Genomic DNA, 11,981 nt, shown 5'->3' with positions numbered 1-11,981 from the left:
CATGCAGCGAACTATAATTTTCATTTTTATGACCTTTTTCGTGCTCAACACACAGGCACAGAAAGCCATTATTCCCCTATATGAAGATACAATTCCCGGGAATAAAATTACCGGAATAAAGGAAAAACGGGACAATTCGAAAAGCGGATCGGCGGTCATTTCCAACATCACGGAGCCTGAACTATGGTGGTTCCCTGCCAGGACAGATACCGCCAGACCTGCAATAATAATTTGCCCCGGAGGAGGTTACCGCTACGAGGCTTATGAGCATGAAGGGAAACAGGTGGCAGAATGGTTGTCGGATATGGGTTATCAGGCCTTCGTTCTTAAATATCGTTTGCCCGACGAAAATCTTTTTTCTGAGGCCACTTATATTCCTTTGGCCGATGCCCGGCAAGCTATTGCCCTGGTCAGGAAAATGGCCAAAAGCCTTGGCACCAACCCCAAAAAAGTCGGAATCATGGGATTTTCGGCAGGTGGACACCTGGCGGCTTCAGCTTCAACCCTTTTCAATCATGAAATCCCTTATGCTAAAACCGGAGATTTGGTACGCCCGGATTTTTCTATACTTATCTATCCCGTTATTTCCATGACAGATGAGCTCACCCACAAGGGATCAAGAGAAGCACTGCTTGGTAACAATCCATCACAGAAACTGATCGATCTTTTTTCGCTTGAGAAACAGGTATCGGAAGAAACACCTCCCACTTTTATCCTTCATGCGGCTGACGACAGAGCGGTTCCTGCGGATAACACAAGGACTTATGCCAAAGCGCTGCGACAGAAAAATGTAAATGTAAAGGAAATAATACTTCCAGAAGGAGGTCATGGCTTCGGGTTCAGAGAGGAAAGTCCGGCTTTCGAATGGACCACACATCTGGCAGAGTGGCTTCACGAAACAGGAAAATAGACCTATGGACATGAACAACCCCACAAAAAAACGCATTCTATTTATCGATCGTGACGGAACCATCATAAAAGAACCACCAGTCGACTTTCAGATAGACAGCCTTGAAAAGCTGGAATTTATTCCCGGGGTGATCTGTAACCTGTCCCGGATTGCAAAACATCTGGATTTCGAATTGATCATGGTGACCAATCAGGACGGGCTTGGAACTTCTTCTTTCCCTGAAGGTGCGTTCCGTCCGGCACATAATAAGATGCTGAACATTTTAAAAGGTGAAGGTATAGAATTCAGTGAAATTCATATTGATCGTTCATTTCCCGAAGACAATGCCCCCACCAGGAAACCACGTACCGGCATGCTCAAACAATACATTTCGGGAAATTATGACATGGAAAACTCATTTGTCATCGGAGACCGCCTGACAGATGTAGAACTCGCCAAAAATCTTGGGTGTAAAGCCATACTCATGAAGGAAAAAACGGAAGGTATCCCGTTGCTGGAAAAACAAAATCTCGAAAACCAGTGTGTTCTGTGTTCCGTCAACTGGGAAGAAATTGCCAATTTTCTCTTCATTAAAGAACGAACGGCAACAGTGGAAAGAAAAACTTCAGAAACTAAAATAAAGATCAGACTAAACCTGGATGGAACAGGAAAATGTAATATCAGCACAGGATTGGGTTTTTTTGACCACATGCTTGAACAGATAGGCAGACATTCGGGTTGCGACCTCGACATCATGGTTGAAGGTGATTTGCATGTTGACGAGCATCACACGATCGAGGATACTGCCCTGGCATTAGGTGAAGCGTTTAAAAAAGCCATTGGAGACAAACGGGGAATCGAACGCTATGGTTTTTCCCTCCCCATGGACGATTGTATGGCGCATGTGACTGTTGACTTTGGTGGCCGCCCCTGGCTTGTCTGGAAGACCAAATTTAAAAGAGAAAAAGTCGGTGATCTTCCAACCGAAATGTTCATGCACTTTTTCAAGAGTTTCTCAGATGCTGCTGCAGCAAATTTGTACATCAAAGCCAAAGGAACGAATGAGCACCATAAAATTGAAGCGATTTTCAAAGCCTTTGCACGTGCAATTAAAGCAGCCATAAAAAAAGACCCGTTGAGTATGCAGCTACCGTCCACCAAAGGAGCTTTGTAGAGTGGCACATATATTGCAGGTTTTTTTCTAAAAAGATGATGCCATGATAATGAATAAAACAAATCTGCAAAAAAGGGCGTTTTCTCTTATAAGAATTTTTTTTATTGTGTTGCTTACGGCAGGCTTTGCTGTATCAGCCTGTAAAACCACAAAAAAAGCAGAAGCCCCTGTACAAAAAATAAAACTTGTGGCTGAAAACGACACCACCCAAAGCAAAGATTCTGTTGAGTATGAATTGATCGTGCTCGATCCGAAATTTGATTCCTGGCTTGCCACACAGCCACCTGCCAATTACTATTCGCAGCAATATTACGAAAACTGGAACCAGCGTTATGTTACCGAATGGAATCAGAGGCATGATAATCCGATTCGTTACGGTAATTTTTATGAGACCAGGATCGACTACCAGCCAAACATCGATTACGGACTGGAGTTAAATTACAAATTGTATTATTACTTCCGCTTCATTGAACAGGAATATGGAATTGTTCTTGTCCGGAGAGGAAAATAATACAATACGGTAATATAATATTTTTCAAATCCATTGCCCCTGTCAACAATTTCACTATTTTTGGCTGTTCAAATTCAGCTTATTGTCAAACCTAAACCCATAAGTGTATGGCATTTTTTGAAGCCAGGGGCATTGTTAAGCGTTTTGCCAACCACCTGGCCCTCGACAAAGTAGACATTGATGTTCCCCGAAACAGCATTTACGGCCTGCTGGGCCCAAATGGTGCCGGAAAAACAACACTCATCCGCATCATCAACCGTATTACCGGGCCCGATGAAGGACAGTTGATACTTGACGGTCACCCTCTGCGGTCGGCCGACATTCGTAATATCGGTTATTTACCTGAAGAGCGGGGACTTTACAAAAAAATGAAGGTCGGTGAGCAGGCGATCTATCTTGCACGGCTCAAAGGACTCTCCAGAAATGATGCTTTAAAACAACTGAAATACTGGTTCGAAAAATTTGAAATTCAGCCATGGTGGGATAAAAAGGTGGAGGAGCTCTCCAAAGGAATGGCCCAAAAGGTGCAGTTTATCGTAACCATACTCCACGAACCCTCTCTCTTAATCTTCGATGAGCCTTTCAGCGGTTTCGATCCCATTAATGCCAATCTTCTGAAAGAAGAAATTCTGCGACTCAAAGAAAAAGGCGCTACCATCATCTTTTCCACGCATAATATGTCATCGGTGGAAGAGCTTTGCGATCACATTACACTCATTAACAATGGCAAAGCCATGATCGAAGGCCCCACCGAAGAAGTTCGAAAAAATTATCGACAAAACCTGGTTAGTATTGATTTCTCAGGTAAAGCGGACACTGTTGAGAAAATATTAAAGGATCGGTTTGAGCTTCATAAGTTCGAAGCAATAAACAGCCACTACTCAGCCCTGGTCAAAACCGGCGAAGACCAATCGCTCAACCAGGTGTTGGAAGCAATAATAGGACATTGTCACATTCACGGATGCCAGGAATTACTTCCAAGCATGAATGATGTGTTTATTCAGGTGGTGAATCAACAAAAACAATCCTCCCAAAAGCAACAACGGTCATGAGCAAAATATCATTAATTATAGAACGGGAATATCTTTCCAGAGTCAGAAAGAAAAGTTTTATCATAATGTCCATCCTTGGGCCGATACTTTTTGCCGCCCTGATGGTTATTCCCGCCTGGCTGGCCACGCTCGAAGACGACGAAGCAAAAGTTATTGCCGTAATTGATAATACAGGACTCTATTCAGAACAAATAGAAGATACCGAACTGTTGAAATTCGAATTTCTGTCAGACCAGGAAGAAGAGAAAATACGGGAAAATTTCCCGGAATCGGGCTATTATGCTTTCCTGGTTATTTCAGACAACCTCTTGAATAACAAAAGCGCTATCCGGCTTTACAGCGATTCGCAGGTTACCATGGATGTCAAAGACCATATTGAAAGAAGCCTGACACAGCATCTTAAAGATGCCAGACTTCGTTCATACGATATTTCCGGACTGCCTGACATTATTTCGGAACTGGAAAATATTGACGTTGATATCTCTACGGTAAAAATAGGGACTGACGGTACTGAAAAACAAAGTTCTGCTGAACTGACAATGATAATCAGCATGGCTTTTGCCTTCATTTCGTATATGTTTATCTTCATTTACGGCAGCCAGGTTATGCGAGGTGTCATGGAAGAAAAGACATCACGCATTGTGGAGGTCATTGTTTCATCAGTAAGACCTTTTCAGTTAATGATGGGCAAAATCATCGGACTCGCTATGGTTGCCCTGACGCAAATTTTACTATGGGTTGTGCTTACTATTCTGATAGTAACCGGGGTTAAGTCTGTTTTCTTTGAAAATTCTCCCATGCCTGACAGAGCCCAGGCACAGGTAGAAATGATGCAGAGTATTGAAGCCGGAGAAGAAACTGCTCAAGCCGTGCCAGGTTTTAACTTCGATAAGACTATGGAAATGGTCAGAAGCCTTGAGCCGATGAAAACCCTTCTTTTGTTTTTATTTTATTTCTTCGGAGGGTATTTGCTCTACTCTGCCCTATTTGCCGCAGTAGGTGCCGCCATAGACCACGAAAGCGATCAGCAACAGTTTATGCTGCCAATCACCATCCCCATTATTATCGCGCTCTATGTGGCGATGATAACCTTCAGGAATCCCCAAAGCGATATTGTATTCTGGTTCAGCATAATTCCTCTTACCTCTCCTGTTGTTATGATGGCACGGATACCTTTCCAGGTTCCCTTGTGGGAACTCCTGCTATCTATGACATTACTCGTTGCCGGATTTATATTTACCACATGGCTGGCAGGTAAAATATACAGAACAGGAATCCTTATGTATGGAAAAAAAGTGGATTACAAAGAACTTTGGAAATGGCTCAGGTATTCGGATAAATAATATACTCTGTGTCTCTCTGCGCCCTCTGTGGTGCAATATTCAACCACTGAGAGCACAGAGAAATAATTTTAGGATAATGATACAGGCAATTAATCGCCGAATGAAACGAGCATGGTAAAGTTTTCCACAAAAGAACATGTATAAAACTCTTACATGCGAGTTCCATCAGACCAATAACTTAGACAAATTTTATACGGATGAATATGATTATTTGTACCTTTGAACGTACATCTCAAAAAATATTATGGAGCACAACAGAATTGCTATTATCGATCTGGGAACCAACACATTCAATCTACTTATCACAGAAATAAATCCCACTGGCACCTACCGCATCCTCCTCGAATCAAAAATTCCTGCCAAGCTGGGGAAAGGAGGTATTCATAAGTCAACCATTACACCGGAAGCCATTGAACGGGGTATTGAAGCATTAAAATCCCATCTGATTACCATCTCAGAGTTTCAGGTTGAGAGCATTTTCTGTTTTGCTACCTCTGCAATTCGATCTGCCGACAATGGCCACCTGTTCGTAAAAAAAGTAAAAAACGAACTGGGGCTTACCATAAGAATTATTCAGGGAGATGAAGAAGCACAAACCATTTTTGACGGAGTAAAACAGGTTTTCCCCCTGGACGAAGATTATGTACTCATCACCGACATCGGAGGAGGCAGTATTGAGTTTATCATTGCCAACCGGTTTGGCGTTGCCTGGAAAAAAAGCTACGAAATTGGTGTCGCCCGTTTGCTGGAACAATTTACTCCGTCCGATCCCATCACGGAGAATGAAATAAAAGCCATCCGGAAGCACCTGAAAAAATCTCTGGAATCGCTGTATGAGGCCGTCAAACAATTTCCGGTAAAAAAACTGGTGGGGTCGTCCGGTTCGTTTGATACGCTTGCAGCACTTTTGGCCAAAAAGTTTTACCCACTGCTCGACATGTCAAAGCTCACTTCGCTGTTTCTGGAAAGCAAACGGCTGATGGTTGTCCACAAAGAGCTTATGACGTCTGATTCTGATCAGCGAAAAGTGATGCCCGGAATGGAACCTCACAGGGTAGATAGTATTGTTCCTGCAAGTATTATTGTTAAATTTATAATTGATGAACTGAAAATAAAAGAAGTATGGCAATGCTCATTCGCACTGAAGGAAGGAGCCGTTTTGCAAATTATTTCCAGTCAATTATGAGCGCGGTATAAAAACTGAATTATGTCCAAAATATTAGTAATAGACGACCAAAAAAGCATACGTAATACACTCAGGGATATTCTGGAATACGAAAAGCATGAAGTAGTTCTTGCCGAAAACGGTCCGGAAGGATTGGAACATTTTGAGGCAGATAAGTTCGATGCCGTATTGCTCGATATAAAAATGCCGGACATGGATGGAATGGAAGTGCTTGATAAAATGATGCAATCTTCCCCCGACACACCCGTCATTATGATCTCTGGTCACGGAAACATCGACACAGCTGTTGAGGCCATCAAGAAAGGAGCTTACGATTTTATCGAAAAGCCACTTGATTTGAACCGGCTACTTGTGACCATCCGTAACGGAATCGACAAGAAAGAGTTGGTCAATGAAACAAAAGTGTTAAGGCGCAAAGTCAGTAAGACCTATGAGATGATTGGCGAATCGGAACCAATGAAGCGGGTTAAAGAAATGATAGATAAAGTGGCCCCTACGGATGCGCGTGTCCTTATCACCGGACAAAACGGAACCGGTAAAGAGTTGGTGGCCCGTTGGCTCCACGAAAAAAGCAACAGAGCCGGTCAGCCCTTTATTGAAGTCAATTGTGCAGCCATCCCCTCGGAACTCATCGAGAGCGAACTCTTTGGTCATGAAAAGGGAGCCTTTACCTCGGCCTATAAACAGAGAAAAGGGAAATTTGAACAAGCTAACGGCGGCACCATCTTCCTCGACGAAATAGGCGACATGAGCCATGCTGCACAGGCAAAAGTGCTCAGAGCGCTTCAGGAAAATGTTATTTCGAGAGTGGGAAGTGACAAAGACATAAAAGTTGATGTTCGCATTCTCGCGGCCACCAATAAAAACCTTCAGGAAGAGATAAGAGAAGGTCGCTTCCGTGAAGACCTTTACCACAGGCTTAGTGTCATCATCATTCATGTGCCATCGCTCAACGAACGAAAAGATGATATCCCGTTACTGACCGACTATTTCAACAATTTAATCTGCCAGGAGCTGGGTGTTCAACCTAAAACTTTCGACGAATCTGCCGTTGAAACCTTAAAATCCATCAAATGGACAGGAAACATAAGGGAGTTTCGCAACGTCATCGAAAGACTAATTATTCTTGGCAGTGATACCATTACTGAAGAAGATGTAAAAACTTACGCCATGCCTTTGGCCTGAAAAAAGAGACAGATGCGGGTTGAAGAAGATTTTCTGGGAAAGAAAGAAATAGAAGAGCAGCATCTATTTGGCATTCATTCATTGCGTGCCCGGGAAAATTTTGACAATTCCACACTTTTCCCCGTTGAATGGTATCGTGCCATAGGACTGGTGAAACTGGCATACTACAAAACTTATCGGAAATTCAGGGACACGGCCAGAGAGAAAGGTCTCCCGTCGCCGGGGGGTCACAGGTGGTTGCCGGATAAAATAATTAATGCCCTGGAGGACGCTGCTGTCGAAGTTTCTGAGGGCAGGCATTTCAGTCATTTTATTGTCCCGGCCGTTCAGGGAGGTGCAGGTACCAGCATTAACATGAATGTGAATGAAATTATATCAAATGTTGCGTTGCTAAAAACCGGACACAAACCGGGCGACTACCGTTATATTGATCCCCTTGACCACGCAAATATTTACCAATCTACCAACGATGTTATCCCCACAGCTCTCCACATAGCATTAATACGATTGACCGTCAGACTGGAAGAGGCCGTTAATGCCACAAGAAGCGCTGTAGAGTCGTTAGAACAAACCTATAGAAACGAAATTCGCCAGGCCTTTACCCAGATGCAAAAAGCGGTGCCTTCAACCTATGGCAATCTTTTTGCCAGTTACAGTGATGCCCTGTCACGCGACTGGTGGAGAACCTCACGCATAAAGGAACGTCTGAAAGAAGTGAATATTGGCGGAGGAGCAGCCGGCACCGGGATGGGAATACCGCGCTTCTTTATTCTTCAGGTACCAAAAGAATTGCAGAAAATAACAGGATTACCCCTCGCTCAGGCAGAAAATATGGTCGACGCTACAATGAATAACGACTCCCTTGTAGAATCACATGCCATTTTAAAAGCGCTCGCCGTTAATCTCGAAAAGATATCCACTGACCTGAGACTTCTCGCGGCCGACCTGTTTGTCCATCCGTCGGTAAAAATTCCTCAAAGGCAACTGGGAAGCTCAATGATGCCCGGTAAGGTCAATCCTGTCATCCCGGAGTTCATGATATCGATAAGTCACAAAGTATATGCTAACGACCAGATGATAGCGAATCTTGCAGCCAGGGGATGTCTCGATCTTAATGCCTACCTGCCTTCCATTGGTCTGGCTTTTATAGAAAGCTTCAATCTTTTGTGCTCGGGATGTAAAAGTATGACGGAAAATTTACTCAAAGATATGACGGTTTCTGCCAAAAATGAGGAAGATGACATATTCAAAAACCCATCCATCACCACTGCACTTGTCCCTTACATCGGACATAAAAAGGCCGCCCTCATTGCAAGCGACATGAAGGAATCAAACACAACCGTTTTTGAAAGCAATAGCAAACTTGCCATTTTACCGGAAGGCAAAATTCTGCGAATTTTACAACCTTCATCACTGACAGCTAAAGGCTTTAGTCTGAAAGATATTAACCCCGAAGAAACCGGGCACTCCGACTGATCTCATTGATTATCTTTTAATTTCTGAATGGCGGATGCTCTAATATACCAAATATCCGAAGCCCCATTACCGTCGCCAAGCAACCATCTTTTCACAGAAGTATAAGTAACCAGGTCAGGCTTATCTTTCATTAAATTGCCTGAAAACAAAAGCCATTGTCCGTCACCCGAAAATGCAGGACACCACTCATAGGCTGTGGTATTTACCATTCTTCCCAGATTAACGGCCCCGCTCCATCCATCTTCCCGGAGAAAAGAAACATACAGATCGGCCGCGCCTAATCCATCACCTCTCAGAGAACTAAATACCAATGTTTTCCCGTCGGGTGAGATAGCCGGAGTCTGCTCAATTTTTTCTGTATTAACAGCAGAACCCAACTTTTGAACTTCCCCCCAGGTATTGCCGGTCTTCTTTCTAACCCAATAGATGTCAAGCGCATCCCTTTCAAAAGAAAGACTATTACTCTCATAATCTGCGCAAAAATATACATTGCCAACACGATCTACAGAAACCGATATCTCGTTTCCAGAATATTTGCTAAACTCAGTTAGTTCAGGATTTCCCCAACTGCCGTCATCCTGACGCCGGCACCTCCAGATATTAAAATTCCGAATTTCATCCGTTGCACTTCGAGGACGGTCGGAAACGAAATAAAGAAACCGGCCATCGGGTGAAACAAACGGGCTTAGATCAGTATTTTCTCCTCCTGAAAAAGAAACCACTTCAGGATGGCTCCAGAAGCCATCTTCAAATCGAAGCCCCACGATGACCGAAAACCGTCCCGGCCCCTTCACACAATAGTAAAATTCATCTCCGCCTGAAGCCATAGTTGCATGTATCTCATTCATGCCTGTCGATATAAGAGAGGGTGCCATCATCAATGAGTTGTCTTCAGCATTGTCAGAAAAAAAGAAATCGGATGGAGATTCTTCGTATGTCTGTCCCTTAATTATCAGGCACAAATTCAGAAACATTAATAAAACAGCTGTTTTGATATGCATAAGAAAATAATGAAATTTGAAAACCAGGGTTTTCAGAAGGTACGAATATAGCTAATAAACTCATACGATTAAGGCTTTCGGAAGTTTCGATTAAATGAATCGGTTCTTTCGATCAAGGCATTCGGAAACTGCAATCCACTTGTTTCATCTGAAACAGACCAATTCCGCGAAGAAAGAGAAAAATACGCAATACTTAGTCTTTCCACAAAGTACCATTTGCTGCGCTAGCCTTGAAAATGGCACTTCCTGAACAGACACATTATAATTAAGAAACTTCCCCAACTTTATAGACGGGCACTACTTAGTCTTTGCTATCTTATCGTTTTTTAATTAATTTTCAAAAAAAAAATGGCCAGAGACAGACAACCATTTATAGGAATATTCGGAAGACGAAATAACGGAAAAAGTACAATTATTAATCGTCTTGCCGGTCAGGATATCGCCATAGTATCAGACACGCCGGGAACAACTACGGACCCAGTAAAAAAATCGTTCGAGATAACCGGTTTCGGACCGGTAGTTTTGGTCGATACTGCGGGAACTGACGATATTGGCGATCTGGGGACAAAAAGAGTCTCCAAAACATTACAGTCCATCGATCTTATTGACCTGGCAATTCTGGTAATCACAGACAATCAGTTTGATGAACAGGAACAAACCCTGATTAATGAATTCAGAAAACGGGAAGTACCCTTTATTGTTGTTCACAACAAGGAAGACATTAGTAAAGCAGCGACGAAAACAAAAGAAAAATATCTGCAAAGCGGTGCCGGAGCCTTTCTGTTACTTTCTCCAGAAGAGGATATTGATCCTCTGATTCAAGTCATACAAACCTCCATTCCTGAATCGGCATTTTCCATCCCGACACTTGTAGGTGACATCATTAAATACGGGGACATCGTTTTACTTATAACACCCATTGACATAGAAGCACCTACAGGACGTTTGATTCTTCCACAGGTACAAACAATAAGAGACATTCTGGACAATGATGCCGTTTGCGTGATATTAAAGGAAAGAGAAATAGACTCATTTCTTGCAGAAACGGGAATAAAACCGGCTTTGGCAATAACCGATTCACAGGTATTCCCAAAAGCCGATGCCTCCATCCCCCGGGATATCCCATTAACCAGTTTTAGTATACTTATGGCCAGGCTAAAAGGGGACTTTGATCATTATATGAAAGGCACACCGGCTATTTCGAATCTAAAAAATGGCGACAGAATACTAATGCTCGAATCATGTTCTCATCACGTTTCGTGCGACGATATAGGCAGAGTTAAAATACCCAGGTGGATAAGAACTTATACCGGCAAAAATCTTGAGTTCGATGTAGTGGCAGGACTGGATGCTGTAAAACGCCCCATTACCGATTATGCACTGGTCATTCAATGCGGAGGTTGTATGATCACCCGTCGCCAGTTACACAACAGGCTTCGCCCCGCCATAGAGGCAGGCATCCCTGTCACCAACTATGGAATGGCTATTGCCTGGGTTCATGGCATATACCAAAGAGCAATTGCACCTTTTACGATTGGAAAAGAGGCACAATACGACGACATTATTTAGTGTCTGTCCATGAAGTACCCTTTGCTGTGTTACGCTTGCGGCCAACTTAGTCAGATTTTATACTGATGAAACGAGCATGGCAAGGTTTGCCTTAATAGATTATCAGATTTTTAGATATAAGTAATTTAGTCATTAGTTTTTAGTCAGTAGTCAGTAGTCAGTAGCCAGTAGCCAGTAGCCAGTAGCCAGTAGTGTGAATTATAAACACAACATACGTCTTTGCGTTTAAGCTTTTTCCCCCAACCCCCTGCAACACTACAGTTTGCCCGTATAAAAAAATATTTATGAGTGTAGTATAAAAAGCCTTCAAACTGCTTATTTTTACCATTTTTACCCCTGACCCCTAAAGGGGAACTGCTAAAAATCAGCAGTTTGAAAAAGTCCCCTTTAGGGGATTTAGGGGTCAAAAGGCTTTTTAGACTGCACTCATAGATAGGTTTGCCACAATAAGAATATGTATAAATTTTTACATGTGAGTTCCATCCGACCTTAATTATTAAATTTTATTCGGATGAAAATAATCGGAAGTTAACGGTGGATTAGAAATCCACTCCTAAGGAGGCGCGGATTAACGCTCGGCTTTGCCGCTTTGCTC

The 11,981-nt window shown here is 42.9% G+C and carries 10 protein-coding genes and 1 pseudogene; 9 read left to right on the top strand and 2 right to left on the bottom strand.

Going from position 1 to position 11,981, the window contains the following annotated elements; genetic code table 11:
* Position 1 precedes the first annotated feature (1 nt).
* The 8 genes from ATH1_RS0102485 to ATH1_RS0102450 all read left to right on the top strand — a co-directional run bounded on the left by ATH1_RS0102485 (position 2) and on the right by ATH1_RS0102450 (position 8,816).
* On the top strand, positions 2-910 hold the full coding sequence (locus tag ATH1_RS0102485; RefSeq protein ID WP_010417085.1) for an alpha/beta hydrolase: 909 nt from the start codon (positions 2-4) through the stop codon (positions 908-910).
* Positions 911-920: 10 nt separating this feature from the next.
* Positions 921-2,063, top strand: a complete 1,143-nt coding sequence (hisB, locus tag ATH1_RS0102480; RefSeq protein ID WP_029163921.1) for a bifunctional histidinol-phosphatase/imidazoleglycerol-phosphate dehydratase HisB — start codon at positions 921-923, stop codon at positions 2,061-2,063.
* Positions 2,064-2,106: 43 nt separating this feature from the next.
* The gene (locus ATH1_RS0102475; RefSeq protein WP_010417081.1) at positions 2,107-2,574 is read left to right on the top strand and encodes a DUF6146 family protein; all 468 of its coding nucleotides are present in this window, start codon (positions 2,107-2,109) and stop codon (positions 2,572-2,574) included.
* A gap of 107 nt (positions 2,575-2,681) precedes the next feature.
* Positions 2,682-3,626 carry an ABC transporter ATP-binding protein gene (locus ATH1_RS0102470; protein WP_010417079.1) on the top strand — a complete coding sequence of 315 codons (945 nt, stop codon included), beginning with the start codon at positions 2,682-2,684 and terminating at the stop codon, positions 3,624-3,626.
* A complete protein-coding gene (locus ATH1_RS0102465) occupies positions 3,623-4,969 on the top strand; it encodes an ABC transporter permease (RefSeq protein ID WP_010417077.1) in 1,347 nt (448 codons plus the stop codon). The genes ATH1_RS0102470 and ATH1_RS0102465 overlap by 4 nt, the downstream gene beginning before the upstream one ends.
* 244 nt (positions 4,970-5,213) lie before the next feature.
* On the top strand, positions 5,214-6,155 hold the full coding sequence (locus ATH1_RS0102460; RefSeq protein WP_010417075.1) for a Ppx/GppA phosphatase family protein: 942 nt from the start codon (positions 5,214-5,216) through the stop codon (positions 6,153-6,155).
* 21 nt (positions 6,156-6,176) lie between these two features.
* Positions 6,177-7,340: a sigma-54-dependent transcriptional regulator gene (locus ATH1_RS0102455; RefSeq protein ID WP_010417074.1), complete on the top strand. Its 1,164-nt coding sequence runs from the start codon at positions 6,177-6,179 to the stop codon at positions 7,338-7,340.
* Positions 7,341-7,352: 12 nt separating this feature from the next.
* The gene (locus ATH1_RS0102450; RefSeq protein WP_010417072.1) at positions 7,353-8,816 is read left to right on the top strand and encodes a lyase family protein; all 1,464 of its coding nucleotides are present in this window, start codon (positions 7,353-7,355) and stop codon (positions 8,814-8,816) included.
* Between the two features lie 2 nt (positions 8,817-8,818).
* On the opposite strand, the gene ATH1_RS0102445 is transcribed toward ATH1_RS0102450, so the two are convergent.
* On the bottom strand, positions 8,819-9,817 hold the full coding sequence (locus ATH1_RS0102445) for a PD40 domain-containing protein (RefSeq protein ID WP_029163920.1): 999 nt from the start codon (positions 9,815-9,817) through the stop codon (positions 8,819-8,821).
* 348 nt (positions 9,818-10,165) lie between these two features.
* Between ATH1_RS0102445 and hydF the strand changes: the two genes are divergently transcribed.
* A complete protein-coding gene (hydF, locus tag ATH1_RS0102440; protein ID WP_010417068.1) occupies positions 10,166-11,386 on the top strand; it encodes a [FeFe] hydrogenase H-cluster maturation GTPase HydF in 1,221 nt (406 codons plus the stop codon).
* A 284-nt stretch (positions 11,387-11,670) separates the two neighbouring features.
* On the opposite strand, the pseudogene ATH1_RS22545 reads toward hydF, so the two are convergent.
* Positions 11,671-11,850: pseudogene (locus tag ATH1_RS22545) on the bottom strand (hypothetical protein); the annotation flags it as partial.
* Positions 11,851-11,981: the final 131 nt, after the last annotated feature.

Origin of the sequence: Anaerophaga thermohalophila DSM 12881, from assembly GCF_000191885.1 — a bacterium.
Lineage (GTDB): Bacteria > Bacteroidota > Bacteroidia > Bacteroidales > Marinilabiliaceae > Anaerophaga > Anaerophaga thermohalophila.
Note: the sequence above shows the minus strand (reverse complement) of the source record. Positions and strands in the feature narration are given on the sequence as shown.

Excerpts from the sequence above, each read along its gene's own strand:
- ATH1_RS0102485 (WP_010417085.1), top strand. The coding sequence starts at position 2 with ATGCAGCGAACTATAATTTTCATTTTTATGACCTTTTTCGTGCTCAAC.
- hisB (WP_029163921.1), top strand. The coding sequence starts at position 921 with ATGAACAACCCCACAAAAAAACGCATTCTATTTATCGATCGTGACGGA.
- ATH1_RS0102475 (WP_010417081.1), top strand. The coding sequence starts at position 2,107 with ATGATAATGAATAAAACAAATCTGCAAAAAAGGGCGTTTTCTCTTATA.
- ATH1_RS0102470 (WP_010417079.1), top strand. The coding sequence starts at position 2,682 with ATGGCATTTTTTGAAGCCAGGGGCATTGTTAAGCGTTTTGCCAACCAC.
- ATH1_RS0102465 (WP_010417077.1), top strand. The coding sequence starts at position 3,623 with ATGAGCAAAATATCATTAATTATAGAACGGGAATATCTTTCCAGAGTC.
- ATH1_RS0102460 (WP_010417075.1), top strand. The coding sequence starts at position 5,214 with ATGGAGCACAACAGAATTGCTATTATCGATCTGGGAACCAACACATTC.
- ATH1_RS0102455 (WP_010417074.1), top strand. The coding sequence starts at position 6,177 with ATGTCCAAAATATTAGTAATAGACGACCAAAAAAGCATACGTAATACA.
- ATH1_RS0102450 (WP_010417072.1), top strand. The coding sequence starts at position 7,353 with ATGCGGGTTGAAGAAGATTTTCTGGGAAAGAAAGAAATAGAAGAGCAG.
- ATH1_RS0102445 (WP_029163920.1), bottom strand. The coding sequence starts at position 9,817 with ATGCATATCAAAACAGCTGTTTTATTAATGTTTCTGAATTTGTGCCTG.
- hydF (WP_010417068.1), top strand. The coding sequence starts at position 10,166 with ATGGCCAGAGACAGACAACCATTTATAGGAATATTCGGAAGACGAAAT.